The sequence below is a fragment of the Nocardia sp. NPDC049149 genome, assembly GCF_043197455.1.
Lineage (GTDB): Bacteria > Actinomycetota > Actinomycetes > Mycobacteriales > Mycobacteriaceae > Nocardia.
This window is the reverse complement of the sequence record NZ_JBICTD010000009.1, coordinates 193,506-212,590: the sequence shown is the minus strand read 5'-3', so window position 1 is coordinate 212,590 and position 19,085 is coordinate 193,506. Positions and strand designations below refer to the sequence as shown.

The window sequence follows — 19,085 nt, the reverse complement described above, 5'->3', positions numbered from 1 at the left end:
TGGGATCCGGCCGGCTACGCGCGCTCACACCTCGATATGCGAGCCCATGATGACGGTGCGCTCGCGGGGCAAGCCGAAGTACTCGGCGGCATCGGCGGTGATGTGCGACGTCGCGATGAACAACCGCTTCCGCCAAGCCGCCATCGTTGGTGAATCACCGGGCAACAGTTCGATTTTCGAGAGGAAGTACGAGGCGTGCGCGAGGTCGAGCGCGCCCTCGGTCTGCTCGGGATCGAGTTGGGCCAGCGCGCGCGGGACGTCGGGATTCTCCATATACCCGTAGCTGGCGGTGACATGGACGATGCCGTCGTCGCCATAGCCGAGATGGTCGACGGTGATCCGATGATCCTCCGGCACCCGAGGAACCGGCTCGGTCTGGATCGACAGGATCACGATCTGCTTGTGCCGCACGTGGTTGTGTTCCGCGTTGGCGCGCATGGCCAGCGGCGCGGTTTCGCTGCCGCGGTTGAGGAATACCGCGGTGCCTGGAACCGTGATGGCTTCCGACTCGCCGTTCTGTAGCGTGTCGACGAATTCTCGTAGCGATCCCTCGCGCTTTTCCCTTGCCGCGGTGACGATTTCGCGGCCCTTCTCCCAGGTGGTCATGATGGTGAACGCGGTGAGGGCGATCAGCAGCGGCAGCCAGGCGCCGTGCACGAGCTTCGTGAGATTGGCGGCGACGAACAGCAGGTCGACCCCGACCAACGGGATCGCGCCGAGCAGCACCACCCACAGCGGCGTCCGCCATTTCGCATGCGCCACATACAGGAACAGCACGGTGGTGATGGTGATCGTGCCGGTCACCGCCATACCGAACGCGTAAGCCAATGCGGCCGAACTGCGGAACGCGAACACCAGGGTCAGCACCGAGACCAGCAGCAGCCAGTTGATCCACGGCACGTAGATCTGGCCGATCGCCGATTCGGAGGTGTGCGCGATGCGCAGCCGCGGCAGATACCCGAGCTGAGCGGCTTGGGAGGCAACCGAATACGCGCCGGTGATCACCGCCTGCGAGGCGATGACGGTGGCCGCGGTGGCGAGCAGCACCAGCGGTAGGCGCGCCCATTCGGGAGCGAGCAGGAAGAACGGTGCGCTGATGTTCGCGGAGTCGTCGAGGATCAACGCGCCTTGGCCGAGGTAGCTGAGCACGCAGGCCGGGAGGACGAGTACGAGCCAGCCGCGGGTGATCGCGCGGCGACCGAAGTGGCCCATATCGGCGTACAGGGCTTCGGCGCCGGTCACCGCGAGCACGATCGCGGCGAGCGCGAAGAACGCGATGCCGAAATGTCCGGCCAGGAAACCGATTGCGTAGGTGGGGGACAGGGCCAAAAGAATGTCGGGATTGCGGGTGATCCCGGCGATGCCGCAGCCGCCGATGACGACGAACCAGGCGATCATCACCGGCCCGAATACGCGCCCGACCGCCGCGGTTCCGCGTTTCTGCACCAGGAACAGTCCGATGATGATCACCGCGGTGATCGGCACGATCCACGGTTCCAGCGACGGCTGGACGACCTTCAACCCTTCGACCGCCGACAGCACCGAGATGGCAGGCGTGATCATGCTGTCGCCGAAAAACAGTGACGCCCCGAAGATGCCGAGCGCGGCGAGTGCCATCGCGGTGCGCCGCCCGCCCGGCGCGGTCAGGCGGCGCAGCAGGGTGATCAGCGCCATGATCCCGCCCTCGCCGTCGTTGTCGGCGCGCATCGCCAACAGCACGTAGGTCACCGTGACGATGATCATCACCGACCAGAAGATGAGCGACACCACGCCGAACACGTTGTCCCTGCTGACCGGAACCGGGTGCGGGTCAGCGGGATTGAACACTGTCTGCAGCGTGTAGATCGGACTGGTGCCGATGTCGCCGAACACCACGCCCAGCGCGCCGACCACCACCGCGAGTTTCGCGGTGTCGCGCACCGCGGTGTGCTGGTGCGGTGCGGACGGGTCGTCGGTCGTGGTCATGTGTGGTGGCTCGGTCACGGCGGTCCTCTCCGCGCGGACCGTCGGCCGCGCCTCGCGGCGGACGATACCCGCTGTACTGGTACAACGCGTGGCGACTAGCCAGCTACGGCGGATCGGTCGAATCTGTGGCGAGTGCAAGGCGAAGCTGGCAGGTCGCTGTGAGTGAATCGCTGACCCGACCTCGCGCGCGACATCGGTCGATCCAGCACCCTACGCTGGAACGATGCCGAAACTGGAGCATCGTGTGCCGCCGAAGCTCGTCGTTGCTGGGGCGTCGGTGTCTGGGGTGACCGCGGTCGACCGCGAGGGGCCTGCGGCTTCGAGCGGGCCAGCGATCCGATGACACCGGACCGGGACAAGCCGCAGGACGCGACCGTTCTGGTGGTCGACGACGAGACCAATATCCTTGATCTGCTCAGCGCCGCACTGCGGATGACCGGGTTCCAGGTGCACGCCGTGACCACCGGGCGGGCCGCGTTGGCGGCAGCCGCTTCGCATCCGCCGGACATCGTCGTGCTGGATGTGATGCTGCCGGATCTCGACGGCTACACGGTGGCTCGACGGCTGCGGGAGGCCGGTAATCACGTGCCAGTGCTGTTTCTGACTTCGCGGGACGCGGTCGAGGACCGGATCGCGGGGCTGGTGGCCGGTGGGGACGACTATGTGAGCAAACCGTTCAGCCTCGAGGAAGTGGTGTTGCGCCTGCGCGCCATCCTGCGCCGCACCGCCGCGGAGGAGCCCGACGATCGGGTGCTCACCTATGCGGATCTGCGGCTTGATGTCGACGCGCACACGGCAACCCGTGCCGGAGAAGAGATCTCGCTGTCGGCCACCGAGTTCAACCTGCTGCACTATCTGATGGCCAACGCGGACAAGGTGGTCAGCAAGCAACAGATCATCGATCGAGTGTGGACGGGGCACGCCGCGGACGGGCGAGTGGTCGAGACGTTCATCAGCCAGCTGCGACGCAAGATCGATTCGCGAAAACCGCCGCTGATCCACACGATTCGCGGTGTCGGCTACACCCTGCGGCTGTCTGGTCCGCAGCGGTGAGCGTGCGGCGCATGACGTTACGCACCCGGCTGCTGCTGGCGCTGCTGACTGTCGCGGCCATCGGCATGGCGGGGTTCGGGTTGTTGAGCGTGACGATGTTGAACCACCTACAGCTGGAAAGGGTTGACTCTCAAGTCGATCGGGTCGCCATCGATGCCACGTCGCCCAATCGGCCTGCGCCGCCACCGGTGGAGCCCGAGTACGATCAGCTGCCGTCCGAGTTCCGGATGATGTTCTTCGACATGGACGGCACACCCCACGGGACGCTCGGCGGCCCGGTGACCGGCGGCACGGTTCCGGCATTGCCGCCGATGGATGCCGCGTCGGTGCGCAGCCGTGGGGACAGTCCGGTGACCGTCAAGGACGAGAAGACCAAGGCGCGCTGGCGAATACGCACAGTCGTCCAGGCTCCCACCGAGTGGCAGCCGACGGCCGGTACCGCCGCGATCGCCATGTCCCTGTCAGCGACCGATGAGTTGTCGCGGAGGCTGCGGATCATCGAGGTCGCCGCAGGCGCCGGGCTGTTGATCGTCATCTCGATCATCGCGGCGATCCTGGTGCGGTTGGGTTTGCGGCCGCTGACCAGGATCGAGCACGCGGCCGAGGCGATCGCCGCGGGAGATCTCGATCGCCGTGTCGCACAGACCGATTCGCACACCGAGGTGGGACGGCTCGGCGCCGCGTTCAACGTGATGGTCGCGCGGCTGTCCTCGGCGATCGGTCAACTGGAGGATTCGGAGCGACGGATGCGGGCCTTCATCGCCGACGCCTCGCACGAATTGCGGACTCCGCTGACCTCGGTGCGCGGCTTCGCCGAACTGTATCGGCGCGGCGGTGCGCAGACCGAGGCCGACGTCGACGTGATGATGGGCCGCATCGAAGGCGCAGCCATCCGGATGGGCATGCTGGTCGACGATCTGCTGTTGCTGGCCAAGTTCGATCAGGAACGTTCGCTGGACCTCGGCGAGGTCGATCTGGTCGCGCTGGCCGAGGAGGTGGTGCGCGACGCCGCGACGCGTGCGCCGACCCGCGACATCGGCCTCGAGCGTCCACCGGTGCCCGTCCGAATCATCGGCGACGTGCACCGATTGCGGCAGGTCCTTACCAATCTCGTCGACAACGCGTTGATTCACACCCCGGCGCCGGCGCGGATCACGGTCGCGGTCTCGATCATGTCCGCGTCGGAATTGCCGCCTGCGGTAGCTGAGGCGGGCGCCGATTTGCCGGATATATCCGAGTTCGTCGTCCTCGACGTCAGGGACGAGGGCCCCGGCATCGCCGCCGAAGACGCCGAGCGCATCTTCGACCGGTTCTACCGGGCCGCCGAATCACGGTCGAGCACTGCGGGTTCCGGGCTCGGACTGGCGATTGTCGCGGCCATCGTCGGCGCGCACGGCGCCAGGATCCAGCTGCTGAGCACGCCAGGTACCGGCGCCACCTTCCGGATCCTGTTCAGCGGCACCTCACAGCTACCTCACAGCGTCGACTCAGGAGAGCCCGACACTGCTCGACCAAGATCGGGATCATGACGCTGACCATCGACCGGCCGGAGCCGGTGGGTGGCCCGACGACGCGCCGTTCCGCGCGGGCGCTGTTCCTCGGGCCGCCGACCGAGCCACGCTGGACGCGTCCGAGCTTTGCCGCGCTGCTGGTCGCGACCGCCGTGCTCTATCTATGGGGCCTCGGCTCGTCAGGGTGGGGCAACGAGTTCTACGCCGCCGCCGCGTGGGCGGGCACCAAAGATTGGACGGCGCTCCTGTTCGGTTCGGTCGATCCGGGCAACATCATCACGGTCGACAAACCGCCCGCCGCGATGTGGGTGATGGCGCTGTCCGGGCGGCTGTTCGGGTTCAGCACGTTCTCGGTGCTGCTGCCGCAGGCGCTGATGGGCGTCGGTGCGGTCGCCTTGCTCGCCGCGACAGTACGTCGCTGGCACGGGCCCGCCGCCGGGCTCCTGGCCGCAGCGGTGCTGGCCTTGACACCCGTTGCGGCGCTGATGTTCCGCTACGACAACCCGGACGCGTTGCTGGTGCTGCTGCTCGTTGCCGCCGCCTACTGCGTCGTGCGAGCGACCGAAACCGCAAGCACCCGTTGGATAGCGCTGGCTGGAGTCGCCCTCGGTTTCGCCTTCCTCACCAAACTGCTCCAGGCGTTCCTGGTGCTGCCCGCGTTCGGACTGGTCTTCCTGATCGCGGCACCGGTCGGAATATGGTCGCGGATAAGGAAATTGGCGATCGCGCTGGTGGCGATGATCGTCTCGGGCGGCTGGTTCGTCCTGATGGTTGAGCTGTGGCCTGCCTCGAGTCGTCCCTATATCGGCGGCTCGACCAACAACAGCCTGTGGGAGCTGACGCTCGGATACAACGGTCTCGGACGCATCCTCGGCAGCAACGGAAACCCGAAGTCGGTCGGTCCGGGCGAACCACGTTTCGGTGGGACCCCCGGCATCACCCGGTTGCTCACCGACTCCGCCGGTGTCGAGATCTCCTGGTTGCTTCCGGTTGCGGTGCTCGGACTCGTTGCCGGACTGTGGATTTACCGTCGTGCGCCGCGCACGGACCGAACGCGCGCCGGTTTTGTCCTGTGGGGTGGCTGGCTGCTGGTCACCGGTGTGGTGTTCAGCTTCATGAGCGGCACTTTCCACGAGTACTACACCGTTGCCCTCGCGCCGGCGATGGCTGCCTTGGTCGGTGTCGGCATTCGAGAAATGTGGTGCCGTAGAGAGGTTTTCGCTGACCGCTTGATACTTGCACTGATGGCAGCAAGCGTCGGGCTGTGGAACCTCGCGCTGCTCGACCGGACCCCGGACTGGCTGCCGTGGCTGCGTTGGGTACTGCTGATCGGATCCCTCACTGTCGCAACAGCATTTCTCGTCGCCGGGCAGGTCCGCAGGTGCACCGTTGTCCTCGCCGCGACCGGCCTGCTGTTCGGCCTCGGCGGCACCACTGCGTACACACTGGAAACACTCTCCGTCCGCCACAGCGGCGGAATCCTCAACTCCGGCCCACCTGGCGAGCCAGCGTTCGGTCATGGTGACGACATCGCGGCCAACGCCGCACTGAATGTGGTCCTGCAGAACACCGACACGCGGTGGGCCGCCGCCGTCATCTCGTCCAGAGTCGGTACCCAACTGGAGCTCAGCAGCGGCAAACCGGTGATCTGCCTCGGCGGCTTCCTCGGCGCTGATCCCGCGCCGACCCTCGCGCAGTTCCAGTCCTACGTCACCAGCGGCGCGGTCCGATACTTCGTGGCGACCAGCCGTGGCCACGCGAAGGAACCTGAGTCATCCACCGACGCCCTGCCATGGGGTGTCCCCGCCGACTCCTCCGCCGCCGAGATAACCGCGTGGGTGAAGGCCAATTTCACGGCAACCACCGTCGGCTCCGCCACCGTTTACGACCTGACGCACTGACCCCGACGGACCGCAAGCCAAACGAGAAAGACTCTGCCGCAGGTCATTTCGTCTGACGGTGGAGATCCTTTCCGGCGGGGTTCAGCTTTTCGTACGCAGTGCTGGGCCTGCGAGCTGTTCGACTGCGGTGGCAACGAATTCGGTGAGTGTGTCGAGGGGGTATCGGTCGGTGGCGGCCATCCGCATGAGCTGTTCGCCGACGGCGAGCAGGGACGCGGCCAAGAGATCCGGGTTCAGCTCGGCAAGTCCCGGCCGCCGCTCGCGACCCCATTCGATGAGCGCCCGCAGGTTGGTGCGGGCGAATTCGCGGGCGTTGGCGGCATATTCGCGCACCTCGGGTGGCGCGTCGTCCGCGGAAGCGATGAGCAGCAACGCCGAGCCGGGATGCTCGGCGACGGTGCGCAGCATGTTGGTGGCCGCCGCGACGAGGACGGTGTCGAAGTCCGCGTCGTCGGTGAAGGCGGGCATCGCCTCCGCCAACGCGTCGATGGTGCGCTGCTGTTCCCGCTCCAGCAAGGCCAACAGCAGCGGTCCGCGCCCCGGATATGCCGCGTACACCCTGGGTTTGGCGAGCTGGGTCTCGCGCGCGATCGCCTCCATCGTCGCGGCCGCATAGCCGTCCCGCGTCACCAGCCGCAGGGCAGCGTCGAGCACCTGGACGCGGCGGACCTCGATCTCCATCCGCGGTTGGCGTTTCCGCGGCGGTTCGGCGATGGCAGACACGAGGTCCACGGTATGCCGTCTCAGTACAGGTCTCGCATACCGAGGGGCGGTAGCGCGAGCTGCAAGGGGGTGTTGGCCAGCCACGCGCCTGCCGGCCAGCACAGCGGCGCGATCTGGGCGGCCCGATCGCGACGGACCTCGGTCGAACGGTCGGCGGCACGCATGATCCGCAAAGCCCGCGAGGACAGGTCGCGATTGCGCACGCCCCACTTGCGGCGGTGGTCCGCCCATTGTTCGACCGCGCGACGGCCCCGAACCGGGTCCGCAACGGCACGTGCGATGGCGGTTGCGGCATCGGTGGCATCGAAAACGCCGGAGTTCAGGCCACGTCCACCCCACGGTGCGAACAGGTGGGCAGCTTCACCGGCCAGCAGCACTCTGCGGTGTTCGTCGGTGTAGGAACTGGCCACGGATTGGTGGAAGCGGTAGTGCGACACCCAGCTGACATGGTCGCCATACCAGGGGTCCACCACCTTGGCGGTCCACTCCCGCACACCCTCAGGGCTGGACATGTATTCGACGTCGTCGGTGGGGAGGCATTGCACGTCGATGCGCATGCCACCTTTGAATGGCATGTGCATGACGTTGCGGCCACCGAGTTCTGGGCGCTTGTAGTGGAAGAGGCAGGACCCTTGCGGCGTCGACCCGTCGGGGTGTTCCTCGACGTCGACGATGATGAACGTGGTGTCGTCCGGCCGACCTTCCATGGTCGCACCGATATCGCGTCGCACCTGCGAGCGGGCACCGTCCGCGCCGATGACATAGGCCGCGGACAGTGTTTCGCCCGTGCCGAGTTCGAGTTCGACCGCGTCTGCGGTGCTCTGGAGCCGCGCCAGCGGAGACTCCCAGCGGAACTGCACCCCGTTGGCCACGCACGCGCGGTAGAGGTGAACTTCGGTGACTCGCTGCGGCAAACTCGTGCCCAAGAGGTCACTGCGCAGCAGTCGTCCGGCCACGCCCTGTCCGATGCGGTGGTGGAAGACCCGTCGGTCTCCGTAGTAGGTGTCGTATCCGAGGATGCTGAGGCCGGATGCCGCGACGTTGCGCCCGAGTCCGGGCATGATCGCATCGAAGCGAAGCACTGTCGGAAGAAATAGTCCGATGGCTCGGCTTCCCGGCCGTGTCCGATCCTGCGGCTCGGCCTCGAGCACGGTGACGGGCAGGCCTCTCCTGGCCAGCGCCAACGCCGCGGTCAGCCCGACCGGCCCGGCTCCGACGACGACACAGTGATTGCGCACCGGCTGCGCTGCTGGTGAATGCTGCGCCATTTTCACGCTCCTGGCTAGGGAATATGTTTAGGTACCCTACCGTAAGTACGGAAGCGTAACTATGTTTTGGGCAAATGCACCCTTATTGGGACGATGGGCTGCTGGAGTGGGAGTCTTGGTGTCGGCCGGCGGCCCTCCCTGTTGCCGAACAGTGCTGAGCCGGTGCCGAACGACGGAGACGCCGTGGTGTGAAACGACATTCGGTCACCTATTGGTCGGTCGTTATGGCGCTCCTTGTGAGGTTTGCGCTACTGTTGCTGTGCGCCCGGTCATCGCCGGTCGCTGCTGCTCCGACCGCCGCTGCGGCGGGTCCGTGCGTCGGTTTCGACAGGACGGACAACTCTTCGCCTTTCTGATTCGCGGCGGCTCGCCAACCGTGAATCGCCACTCCATCAAAGGAATACAACGAAGAAGGAGTACTTGATGACCACCGAGTCGAACTCCACCGCCACCGGTGCAGGCGCGCAGGGCGCGGGTATGCACATGGAATACCTCTACGGTCCGCAGTGGCGCGACGTGGTGCGGATCATCGAGCGCGCCGCGCAGCTCACCGATGACGAGCGCGCAAAGCTCAAGGCGCAAGCCGAGCAGCAGTTGCAGTCGCAGATGGCGGCCATGTCGGGCGCGGGCGGTGGGTTGGGCAACGGGCTCGGTGGCGGATTGGCCAACTTGCTCTCCGGCCTCGGCCAGCTCTCGAACGACTCGCAGCCCGCCAAGATCGCTGCCGAGACGGCAAAGGAGTTCGGCCGCACGCGCAACGTGCAGGTGGCAGGAATGGTAGCCGGACAGGCGGTTTCGTCCGCCGAAGGCGTCGAAGGACAGCTTGCGGGACTGCTCGGTTCGCTGAGTTCGCTCACTACGGTGAGCCAGGCGGCCACCGCGGCGGTGCTCGGCGATCTGATCGGCCAAGGAAAGTTCACCCAAGAGGTCTACGACGCATTGATGACGCCGTGGAGCAGCTCTGTCTCCTGAGCGGTGAACGACAGCATGACCCAGCCTCCCGACAGGTCGAGCGGGCGGGCCGACGACACCACCAGTGGTGACGGCTTCTCCGCCCGCTTCGACGCCCTCTTCACCGTCGTCGGAAACCCCCCGGTGAAATCGGTACTGCGCGCGGCGAATGCGCGCGTCCGACCAGGGGCCAGACCGATCACCGCGCAACGGATCAGCGACTGGCGCCGCGGCAATCGAGTACCGGCCACGTTCGACTCAGTGCGCCCCGTCCTGGATGTGCTCATCTCGGAAGGCCGTCGCCGGGCCGCCGAGGACCCGCGCATCGACAGATCCCTGCTCGATCCGGCCCGCTGGCACGCCGAGTGGAAGGCGGCGCGGGCCGAGCCGACCGTTGTCGATGCCAATCGACAGCCCTATTGCGGACTTTCCGCCTATCGCGCCGACGACGCCGAGCTGTTCTTCGGCCGTGACAAGGCGAGATTTCAACTGCACCAGCTTGTTTCGGCGGCGGAGGAGAGCGGTACGACGGCGCTGGTCCTGCTGCTCGGCACCCGCGGCGTCGGTAAATCGTCCCTGCTCGCCGCCGGGCTGCAAGCCGATCCGGGACTGCGCACGCCGATCCGCATGACCCCGAACGACGATCCGGTGTTCACCCTGCACACGGCGCTCGCGCGCACATCGTCGGCGGGTCGGCGACTGTTGCTGATCGATCAGGGCGAACGCCTGTACACCCTGTGCACCAGAGAGGAGCTGCGCAGGCAGTTCCTCGCCGAGCTTGCGGCGCTGGCCGCGCCTGATGCGCAACCGCCGACCACGATCGTCCTCGCGGTCGATACCGCGTATCTGCCGGAGCTGTCGCAGAACTCGTTGCTGATGACGGCCGTGCGGAACCGGTCGATGGTGCTCGAACCGATGGCAGATCCGGAACTGCGCGAGGCCATCGTCCGGCCCGCCGCGGCCACCGGGCTTCGGGTCGAGGACAGCCTGATCGAGATCCTGTTGCAGGATCTGACCATCCTCGACTCGCAGAACACGGTGCGACTTGCCACGTTGTCGTATGTCCTTGCCGCGACATGGGAGAACCGGCGTGGTCGGACCTTGACGCTGGCCGCCTATCGCGAAACCGGTGGTGTGGCAGGGGCGTTCGCGGACCGCTCCGAACTGATCTGGTCCGGCCTGAGCGATTTCGAGCGCCAGGTGGTGCGTTACGTGATGACCGCGCTGACCATCGCCGGTCCGACGGCCGTGCATTCGCACCCGGTTCCGGAGATCGTCCTGCTCGAGGAGTCCGAGGATCCGAGCTACACCGAAATCGTGCTGGCCCGGATGATCAAGGACCGGATCGTGGTGCGGCGCAACGCCGATATCGAACTGGTGCACGATCTGGTGCTGACTTCCTGGCCGCGGATGGTCGGCTGGCTCGCCGAGGAAAAGGAATTCGCACCGGCGCGGCAGCGGATCGAGGCGGACGCTCGGCAATGGGTGCGTGAGGACCGCCCAGACACCTTGTTGTACACCAGAACCCGACTAGAGGATGCCGCCGACCTGATCAGGCGGCCGGGCTCGACGAACCGGCTCACCCGGGAATTCGTCGCCGTATCGCTGGCTCGGCATCGCAAGCAAGTGCTCCGGCGCCGGGTAGTCCTGGCGGCAGTTGTCCTGCTCGCGGTGTGTCTGCTCGTGCTGACGACCGTGGTCATCACGCTGCAGGTGGCCGGCTAGCGCGGGTGAATCAGGTTTCTGTACTGATGATTCGGGTGCCGACGGTGTCAGGCGTCCGCGATGGGCAGGTGGTATTCGCGGCGGACGCTGGTGCCGAGTTTGCCGATGTTGGCGCCGTAGATGTGGATCGAGATCACCGTCGAGGTGCCGCTGTTGCGGACCAGGTGGATGTCGCCGGGTGGGGCGAAGCCGCAGGCGGATCCGGCGTCGTTGACGACGTCGGCGACGACGACCAGGCGGGCGGTCGGGCCCGCACCGCGGAGCTCGAAGCGTTGTTCGGATTCCGCGCCCTCGTAGACGCCTGCGACGCACCACGCGACGTGGTCGTGGATCGGCGTTTGCTGGCCGGGCCGCCACACGATGGCCACCACCGAGAAACTGCCGTCGGGTTCGGTGTGCACGAGGTGCTGCCGGTACCGGTTCGGGTCGCCTTCGCGGTATTCGGCGGGCAGCAGGTCCGGCTGCTGGAGGAACCGCTCGAGCCGGTCGGCGACGAGTTGTGCGGCATCGGTCGGCGGGCGTTCGAGCTGGACGACTTCCCGTACCGCACAGACGAGATCGGCGAGGGTCGAGGTGCTCAGGATGCTGCTGGGGGACATGTGATCAGGATGCGACGCAGCTACTCTTGCGGTCTACTTAGACATTCTTGCCGATCTCAAAGTTCTCCTTATGGATGGAACATGGTGATTGGCAACAGATTTCATCGAGAACTCATCGCATTGGCGGCACTCTGGATGGCGTCCATCATCAGCCGGGTGACCGGAATCTTCTGGTGGCCCGACAGCGTGTAGGCGGCCACCGTCCTCGAGTCGGCCGGAATCACCGGGCGGCTCACCACCTTCGGATGACGGATGAAGGACTGCACCATGTTCGGCATCATCGCGATGCCGGTCCCCTCGGCGACCAGGCTCTGCACGGCGAGGTTGTCGTCGGTGGTGAAGTCGATGTGCGGTGCGAACCCGGCCGTCGCGCACGATTCGATGAAATGGCTTCGGCAGCGCACACATCCCGCGATCCAGCGTTCCTCGGCCAGCTGCGCCAACTCCACGGTGCGCCGCCGCGCCAGCGGATGTCCCTTGGGGAGCAGCACGATCAGCGGATCGTCCAGCAGCGAAACCTTGTACAGGTCATCGGCTTCCGGCTGTTCGGCCGATGCGTCGTAGGTGAAGGCCAGCGTGATGTCGCAGTCCCCGCGGCGCAGCGCCTCGACCGAATCGGGCGGTTCCGCGTCGAACAATTCGATCCGGATGCCGGGATGTTTCGACTTGATCGATGCCACCGCCGAAGGAATCAGCGTCGCGCAGGCGCTGGGGAACGCGCAGACCCGCACCCGGCCCGACTTCAGCCTGGTGATCGCCGTCATCTGCTGCTGTGCCGCCGAGATCGTGCCCAGGATGTCGGCGGCGTGCTTGGCCAGTACGTCACCCGCGTCGGTCAGCCGCAGCCCCCTGCCGACCCGAACGAACAGCGGTGTGCCGACGGACCGTTCGAGCGCCTTCATCTGCTGGCTGATCGCGGGCTGGGTGTAACCGAGTGCCCGGGCCGCGGCGGCGAAGGAACCGGTCCGCACCACCTCGTCGAAAACCCGGATGTGCCGTGAGTCGAACATGGCCCAACCATAAGCATTTCTGTGGTGGCCCATAGCAATTCACCGCGGTCGGCTATGGAGCGCGTGAGATGGTCGGGCGGCCCCGGGTTGTTGTCTGCCAGCGGGCATACGCTTGTCACGACAATGGGTCGGCTACTCGGCCCGTGAGGTCGCCGAGCTGATGGAGGTCACTGTGCCCGCGGTGAACAGCGCGCTGCAACGCGCTCGCCGCCTGCTCGACGAGCGCGTGCCTGAGCAGAGTCAGCAGACCGCATTGCGGGCACTCGGGGACGCGCGCGTTCGCGAGTTGGTCGATCGTTACGCCTCCGCGCTGGAGCGGGCTGATCTGGCTGCGCTGATCGGCATGCTGACGCTGTCATACCCATCAGCGGACCTCCGCGCGGTCGCTCGGCTTCGCGGTCGCTCGCCGTCGCGAGGTGTGTGCCATGGTCGAGGCTCCTTTGCGGGTCGGTTGGTGTGGGGCTTCCACACCAATAGAGACCCGCGAGGCATCGTCAACTAAGCAACACGTGCCGCCGAGCGCCGCGGGCGATGAATTTCCGAACCACACGACGTCTGCACAACTACATCGAAGAAAGGCAGGCTGCCCGTGCATACACCTGAGGTTTTGCTGGAAGGGGTCGTCTTCGGCGAATCCCCGCGCTGGCACGAGGGACGACTCTGGTTCTCCGACTGGGGCGCCAATCAAGTGATCGCGCTCGACGCCGAGAATCACGCAGAGGTCATCGTGAACGTCGCGTCGTTCCCGATGTGTATCGACTTCCTGCCCGGCGGGGAGCTTCTCGTCGTCGACTCGGCGCAGCGGCGGCTGCTCCGCCGCGGTCCGGACGGAACACTCGGCACGCACGCCGACCTGGCCGCGATCTCGGACAAGCCGTGGAATGACATCGTCGTCGATGCCGGTGGCAACGCCTACGTCAACAACATCGGATTCGACTTTCCCGGTGGGGAATTCGCCCCTGGCATCATCGTTCATGTCACGCCCGACGGTGAGGTCCGCCAGGTTGCCGACAACCTCGCCTTTCCGAACGGGATGGCGATCACCGCGGACGGCGCCACGTTGATCGTCGCCGAGTCTTACGCGAATTGCCTGAGCGCCTTCGACATCGGTGCCGACGGCGCCCTCACCAACCGCCGCGTCTGGGCCGAAACTCCCGGCGACCATCCCGACGGGATCTGCGTCGACACCGAAGGCGCGGTCTGGTACGCCGATGTCGGGAACAGTCATTGCGTTCGGGTGACCGAAGGCGGTGCGATATCCGACACTGTCAAATGGGACCGTGGTGCTTTCGCCTGCGCCCTCAGCCGGGATTCCGAACCGCGGCTCTATGTTGTCGGTCAGAACTTCGGTGACTCCGAATCCGCCGGTCCAACAGGGCAAGTCGTCGCATTCCCGGCACCCGCCCCAGGAGCTGGTTGGCCCTGATCGCTCCACTCGATCCGCCGGCCCGTCCCTGGGACCGGGACGACATTCCGAAACATGTCGAATCATGTTGTGGCGGTGGGTGTTTGCGTCTTCTCGAGCTGGTGAACCGACCGCCGGTTTGTTAGCCTCGATGTAGGCACGCACCGTCGCATCCGACGCTGCCGCCTGTTGTCGTCGGAGTAGGCAATGAACAGGAACTACCGGACCTTTGCGGTGTACTACTTCGCAACGATGACGGCGGTCGCCATGATGGGAGTGATCCTCTTCCTCTCGGCTTGGACGGTGCATTACTGGCAGGCGTGGCTCCTGATGGCGGCGATGCTCGGCAGCGTCGGCCTGATGATCCTGGGCTGCATCGTGCGACATGAACTGCTACCCGTGCAGCGAAGCTCGGAACGCTCGCAGGACAGAAGTTGGAGCCAGACGGCGACTCTGCGGATCGTCGAATCCATTGCGGGGCTTGCCTTCGTCGCCCTGCTGATCCTCCCCGGCGTCGACCATCGGTTCGGCTGGTCGTCGGTACCGCCCTGGGTCAGCCTTCCCGCCGCTCTCCTCTTCGCCGCGGGCATACTGATCACCTACCGCGTGGGCCGGGAGAAGATCCGTTGGTCGTCCGCGATCACGGAAGAGAAGCGGGACCGGCAGGTGATCTCGACCGGCCCCTTCGCCGTCGTCCGATCCCCGCTGCAGACCGGGATCCTCCTCTACCAGGGCGCGATGCCTGTTGCCCTCGGATCCTGGTGGGGTCTGGTGCCCTTCGCTGTCGTATTGGTGCTGAACGTGGTGGCTCTCTTGTGTATGGAGAGGGCCATGCGGCAGATGGTTCCCGGCTACGCCGATTACCTCGATAGGGTCGAATACCGTTTGGTCCCGTACGTCTGGTAAGCACCACCTGGGCGCTCCGCCGCCTGGGGCGAGCGTGGCACAGTTCTGGGCGGGCGTACGCGCCGAAAGCGGCGTTGAGCGGCGCGAAGTCCGTGGAGGTCGCGTGCGCCTTCGAATGGATTTCAGATTGCCCGAGTGGCGTGCCAGGGTTCGACCGTTCGCACAGGTTAGTATCGCTGTGCCCATGAGAACGTGGCGGCGTTCACTGGGTGTACGGGGAAGCGGCCCGCCCAGCAGTGTGTCTGCACTGCTGGGCGGGCCACGTACCGGCTGTCGCTGGTGATCGCCTCGACGGAGTCCCGCAACCGGCGCTGAGCGTGCGTTCGCCGTCAGGTCGGTGGCGGAAGATACAGTCGTGGCAGAAGTTCGGTGACGCACGGTGGCCAAGTGCGTTGGTGGATGGAGCGACGGTGCGCAAAATCGTATGTGGGGGCCGGGACAGCGCGATCGAACAGTTCGATGCGGTGGTCGAACTGTACCGAATCGTGTTCGGTGGGCCGCCGTATTTCGAAGGGGCGGAACATGTTGCGCGTTTTCGTGAGCTGCTGACGACCGAGCTCGATCGGCCGGGGTTCACGCTCGCGCAGGCGCTCGACGGCGACACCCTGATCGGGATGGTGTACGGCTATCCGATGGTGTCGGGGGAGTGGTGGACCGACGCGCACATCTTGCCGGACCCGAAGCTCGTCGCGGCCGGAAAGCTAGCGGTCATGGAGTTCGCGGTGCATCCCGATCACCAGAATCGAGGGCTCGGGCGGGCGCTGATGGACGAGGTGTTGCGGGGGCGGCCCGAGCCGTTCGCGGTGCTCTGCGCCAACCCGGGTGCGCCGGCTCGGGAGATCTACCGTCGGTGGGGGTGGCGGGAGGCCGGGTGCCGGATGACGAACGGTGATGATCCGGTCGACGTGCTCTATTTGGCCCTGGCGTAGAGGACGATTTGCTGCTCGTGGACGGTGCGGCCGGGAATCTTTGTGCGCCGCAGTGAGTTCCGCTCGGTTAGAGGGGGTTGGTGAGGCGCGGCCGGTGAGATGCAGCCGGTGAGAAGCGGCCGGCCAGACTCGGTCGGTCAGATGGGTTGGTGGACAGTCGGATTCGACGTGTGGGATGTCGGGATTGCGGTCACTGCAGCCGACTCCCATCGGACCGGGCGGTCCGATGGGAGTCCACGAGGCATGCGGATCAAGCGGAGGCCAATGCTGCGGCGCTGAGGGGGACGAGCAATGGGGCGAGGACCGAGCTGCCTGCGCCGGCGATCGAGCTACCGCTCCCGAGGGCCGCGCTGCCGGGTTCGAGGAGCGAGCTACCGCTGCCGAGGACTGCGCTGCCGGTTCCGAGGAGCGAGCTGCCGGATTCCAGGCCTTGGGTGAGTGCTGCTCCCACTTTCAGTGCGTTGGTGACGGTCGCCAGCAGTGACGCGAGATCCGATGCCGGAGCGGCTGGTTGGGTCTTGCGGGTGGGGGTGCTCGGCGTTGCGGGGGTGCTTTCGGTGGTGGCCGTGTCGTCGGCAGTGTCGCTTTCCGTGCTGGTCGGTGCGGCGGGCGTGGTCGCCCCGGTGTCGAGGGCCGCGCTGCCGGTCCCGAGACCCTGTGCGAATGCCGCTCCCGCGTTCAGTGCCGCGGTGATGTTGGTCAGCAGTCCCGTGAGATCGATAGGCGGAACGGCTATTTGAGTGCTGGGCTGGGGGCCTGGCTCGCTCTGCAGACGCGGATTAGGCGCGATCTTGCGGCCGGGTATAGCCGTCATCGGCCGTTCGAACGGCGTGAGTGGGAGTCCGGGTCGCCCTGCCTCTTCGCGGTCGGTCGGCTGATCCTTCTTGTGCCGTGGTGCCGCCGCATCGGCGGCCGGCTTTATCGGATGTATCGGCTGGTCCGTTGCCACCGAATGCTGCGTGTCGGTCTTCGGGGTGACCGGCGCCGGGGGTAGTTCGGTCAAGGTGGCCGTCAGCATCGTCGCTTGATTCTCGGGCGACGGCCCGTGCTGGGTGGCGATTCCGGTGGCGATCAGGGCGGTCATAGAGAGCATGGCCAATCGCACCGAACCTTGCGGGTTCCGCCTTGCGTTGTGTTTGCCCATCAGTGGTTGTCCTTAGTGACGGATTGATCGTTTCAGTTGTGGCCGCATGCCGGTGTCGCCGGATCCGTCGCCGCTATTCGCGCACGTCCGCCCATGGTGTGCGTAGTAGTGGAGATCGAATACGTCCGGCGTCCTGAGCTGCGCCCAATTTCGGATGTCCCGCATCGTATCGGACGGTTGATCGTCTGCGCGCCATTATTGCTGCGAATCTTCCGGGCGGTAGCACCCTGATTGCCACTATCCGCCACGGTGTCTCGAGCAGGCACTGTGACCTTGCCTGTGCTCGCGCTACAGTGCTACTGTTATTCAACCGTAATACGAACCAAGGGGTTTGAATTATGCGTTTTTCATCACCTTTCAGCCGCGCCTCACTTACTTGTCTCGTCATCTCTTCCGTTTCGGCCTGGCTTATCGCCTCCGGCCCTGCGGCGCTGGCGGCGCCGCAGGATCGGTCGGCCGCAGGCTCGGTGGTCAGTCTCACCAACGCCGAGCGCGCGAAGGCGGGATGCCCTGCCTTGAAGGCGGAGACGCGACTAACCCAGGCCGCTCAGGCGCACACGGAAGACATGGCCGCCCGTGGCCGGTTGGATCACAACTCGTCCAAGGGCAGTCCCGGTGACCGGATCAAGGCAGCGGGTTACCAGGCCAACACCTGGGCAGAGAATATTGCCTCGGGCCAATCCACTCCTGCTGCTGTAGTCGGTGCGTGGATGCGTAGTCCGGGGCATCGGGCGAATATTCTCAATTGTTCGCTGCGTGATATCGGCGTCGGATTTGCCAAGAGTAGTAAGGGTACGCCCTATTGGACGCAGGATTTCGGTACGTCCAGAGGGCAGGGGTTTAATCAGTCTCCACGGCAGTGAATGGTTGGTGCTTTGGGGGAGTCGGGTGTGAATTCATTGTCGGCGGGAATTTGATTTCGGATTCTTGGGATGGTGATTTGCGCTTGGTGTGATGGATAGCGTGGGTTCCGTGCTGGGAGCGGGGCCTCCTTGTAGCGATAGGTCGGCTGGTTGCCGACCTATCGCTACTGGTGGTTGGGGTGGGGTGGGGGTTTGGTGCGTGGGTGGTGGTGGTTGGGGTGGTCCGGCAGCAGTGGACTGTTGGCCAAACGGGTGTTGTGGGTGCAGCAGTGTTGGGGTTTGGTACGTGGGTGGGGATGGGTGGTGCTGTCGTTGGGCCGGTTCGGCAGCGGTGGGTTGCTGGGCCAACGGGTCTTGTGGTGCGGCAGTGTTGGTGCGTGGTGCGTGGTGCGTGGGTGGTGGTGCTGTCGTTGGGCCGGTCCGGCAGCGGGGGACCTGCTGGGTCAACGGGGTCTTGTGGGTGCGACAATGTCGGGGTTTGGGTGGGGATTTGGTGTGTGGATGGGATGGTTGGGCTGGTCCCGCAGCGGGGACTGTTGGCTCAACGGGGTCCAGTGGGTGCGGCCATCTCGGGGGTTGGGTGGGTTCATGCCCGCGATGCAACAGCGGTTGGGTCCGACAGGAGTTGGTTGAGCTGTCGGCAGGCGAGGGAGCTGTGGCGTTGGATGCTGAGTTCGATGGCGAGCGTTCGACTTCGGTGGCAGGTATTCGAGGTATCGGCGCCGACTCACTCGCGAGGCCGCTTCACCCGCGTCCACCCGACGGTACGGCTGTCAGCGAATAGGCCGAAACCCTCGGCCAAGTCCCACTCGGTGAGACGCACCCGCACGAGTGGTACATGGTGGAGGCGACACGCCGCAAACGCCTCCACCATGTACCACTCGTGAACCACCACCCACGCGAACGGGGCATGGCTGCACCAACTCTCGCGCCGAACCCTCCTTTGAGGTCGCAAGCCTCGCATCGGCGTGAGAGAAGTGGTTGCCGAGCCGCCTTGAGTGGTAGTCGAATGGTTGCCGAGCTTCGTTGGCGTGAGAGAAATGGTTGCTGAACCTGATTGGCGTGAGTGAAGTGGTTGCCGCCCGCGTTGACGGGAGTGAAATGGTTGCTCACCGCCGTTGACGGGAGTCAT

General features: G+C 65.7%; 16 protein-coding genes. 10 read left to right on the top strand and 6 right to left on the bottom strand.

The window, feature by feature from the left end:
* Nucleotides 1-24: 24 nt before the first annotated feature.
* Nucleotides 25-1,965 (bottom strand): potassium transporter Kup, encoded by a 1,941-nt coding sequence (locus tag ACGFNJ_RS32525; protein ID WP_393457457.1) that lies wholly within the window; start codon nucleotides 1,963-1,965, stop codon nucleotides 25-27.
* Between the two features lie 339 nt (nucleotides 1,966-2,304).
* On the opposite strand from ACGFNJ_RS32525, the gene ACGFNJ_RS32520 reads away from it, so the two are divergent.
* From ACGFNJ_RS32520 to ACGFNJ_RS32510, 3 genes are read left to right on the top strand one after another with little or no spacing between them, the layout of a single operon-like run.
* The gene (locus tag ACGFNJ_RS32520; RefSeq protein ID WP_393456961.1) at nucleotides 2,305-3,018 is read left to right on the top strand and encodes a response regulator transcription factor; all 714 of its coding nucleotides are present in this window, start codon (nucleotides 2,305-2,307) and stop codon (nucleotides 3,016-3,018) included.
* Between the two features lie 11 nt (nucleotides 3,019-3,029).
* Nucleotides 3,030-4,547, top strand: a complete 1,518-nt coding sequence (locus tag ACGFNJ_RS32515; protein WP_393456958.1) for a sensor histidine kinase — start codon at nucleotides 3,030-3,032, stop codon at nucleotides 4,545-4,547.
* A complete protein-coding gene (locus ACGFNJ_RS32510) occupies nucleotides 4,544-6,430 on the top strand; it encodes an ArnT family glycosyltransferase (protein ID WP_393456955.1) in 1,887 nt (628 codons plus the stop codon). The genes ACGFNJ_RS32515 and ACGFNJ_RS32510 overlap by 4 nt, the downstream gene beginning before the upstream one ends.
* Nucleotides 6,431-6,511: 81 nt before the next feature.
* Here the strand turns inward: ACGFNJ_RS32510 and ACGFNJ_RS32505 are convergent, their stop codons facing one another.
* Nucleotides 6,512-7,153: a TetR/AcrR family transcriptional regulator gene (locus ACGFNJ_RS32505; RefSeq protein ID WP_393456952.1), complete on the bottom strand. Its 642-nt coding sequence runs from the start codon at nucleotides 7,151-7,153 to the stop codon at nucleotides 6,512-6,514.
* 20 nt (nucleotides 7,154-7,173) lie between these two features.
* Nucleotides 7,174-8,421 (bottom strand): FAD-dependent oxidoreductase, encoded by a 1,248-nt coding sequence (locus tag ACGFNJ_RS32500; RefSeq protein WP_393456949.1) that lies wholly within the window; start codon nucleotides 8,419-8,421, stop codon nucleotides 7,174-7,176.
* Between the two features lie 423 nt (nucleotides 8,422-8,844).
* On the opposite strand from ACGFNJ_RS32500, the gene ACGFNJ_RS32495 reads away from it, so the two are divergent.
* Both ACGFNJ_RS32495 and ACGFNJ_RS32490 read left to right on the top strand, forming a co-directional pair.
* Nucleotides 8,845-9,393: a hypothetical protein gene (locus ACGFNJ_RS32495; RefSeq protein WP_393456946.1), complete on the top strand. Its 549-nt coding sequence runs from the start codon at nucleotides 8,845-8,847 to the stop codon at nucleotides 9,391-9,393.
* A gap of 15 nt (nucleotides 9,394-9,408) precedes the next feature.
* Nucleotides 9,409-11,097, top strand: coding sequence for a hypothetical protein (locus ACGFNJ_RS32490; RefSeq protein WP_393456943.1), 1,689 nt, complete (start codon nucleotides 9,409-9,411; stop codon nucleotides 11,095-11,097).
* A gap of 47 nt (nucleotides 11,098-11,144) precedes the next feature.
* Here the strand turns inward: ACGFNJ_RS32490 and ACGFNJ_RS32485 are convergent, their stop codons facing one another.
* Together ACGFNJ_RS32485 and ACGFNJ_RS32480 are read right to left on the bottom strand one after the other, a co-directional pair.
* Nucleotides 11,145-11,696, bottom strand: coding sequence for a cysteine dioxygenase (locus tag ACGFNJ_RS32485; RefSeq protein ID WP_393456940.1), 552 nt, complete (start codon nucleotides 11,694-11,696; stop codon nucleotides 11,145-11,147).
* 101 nt (nucleotides 11,697-11,797) lie between these two features.
* Complete coding sequence (locus ACGFNJ_RS32480; protein WP_393456937.1) at nucleotides 11,798-12,706, bottom strand: LysR family transcriptional regulator; 909 nt, start codon at nucleotides 12,704-12,706, stop codon at nucleotides 11,798-11,800.
* Nucleotides 12,707-12,818: 112 nt separating this feature from the next.
* Between ACGFNJ_RS32480 and ACGFNJ_RS32475 the strand changes: the two genes are divergently transcribed.
* The 4 genes from ACGFNJ_RS32475 to ACGFNJ_RS32460 all read left to right on the top strand — a co-directional run bounded on the left by ACGFNJ_RS32475 (nucleotide 12,819) and on the right by ACGFNJ_RS32460 (nucleotide 15,946).
* Nucleotides 12,819-13,208 carry a sigma factor-like helix-turn-helix DNA-binding protein gene (locus ACGFNJ_RS32475; RefSeq protein ID WP_393456934.1) on the top strand — a complete coding sequence of 130 codons (390 nt, stop codon included), beginning with the start codon at nucleotides 12,819-12,821 and terminating at the stop codon, nucleotides 13,206-13,208.
* Between the two features lie 87 nt (nucleotides 13,209-13,295).
* Entirely contained in the window at nucleotides 13,296-14,132 is an 837-nt protein-coding gene (locus ACGFNJ_RS32470; RefSeq protein WP_393456931.1) for an SMP-30/gluconolactonase/LRE family protein, read from the top strand.
* A 186-nt stretch (nucleotides 14,133-14,318) separates the two neighbouring features.
* Nucleotides 14,319-15,017, top strand: a complete 699-nt coding sequence (locus ACGFNJ_RS32465) for a methyltransferase family protein (RefSeq protein ID WP_393456928.1) — start codon at nucleotides 14,319-14,321, stop codon at nucleotides 15,015-15,017.
* 410 nt (nucleotides 15,018-15,427) lie between these two features.
* Complete coding sequence (locus ACGFNJ_RS32460) at nucleotides 15,428-15,946, top strand: GNAT family N-acetyltransferase (protein ID WP_393456925.1); 519 nt, start codon at nucleotides 15,428-15,430, stop codon at nucleotides 15,944-15,946.
* Nucleotides 15,947-16,196: 250 nt separating this feature from the next.
* On the opposite strand, the gene ACGFNJ_RS32455 is transcribed toward ACGFNJ_RS32460, so the two are convergent.
* Complete coding sequence (locus ACGFNJ_RS32455) at nucleotides 16,197-17,030, bottom strand: hypothetical protein (protein WP_393456922.1); 834 nt, start codon at nucleotides 17,028-17,030, stop codon at nucleotides 16,197-16,199.
* Between the two features lie 398 nt (nucleotides 17,031-17,428).
* Here ACGFNJ_RS32455 and ACGFNJ_RS32450 point away from each other — a divergent pair, with 398 nt between their 5' ends.
* The gene (locus tag ACGFNJ_RS32450) at nucleotides 17,429-17,953 is read left to right on the top strand and encodes a CAP domain-containing protein (RefSeq protein ID WP_393456919.1); all 525 of its coding nucleotides are present in this window, start codon (nucleotides 17,429-17,431) and stop codon (nucleotides 17,951-17,953) included.
* Nucleotides 17,954-19,085 lie beyond the last annotated feature (1,132 nt).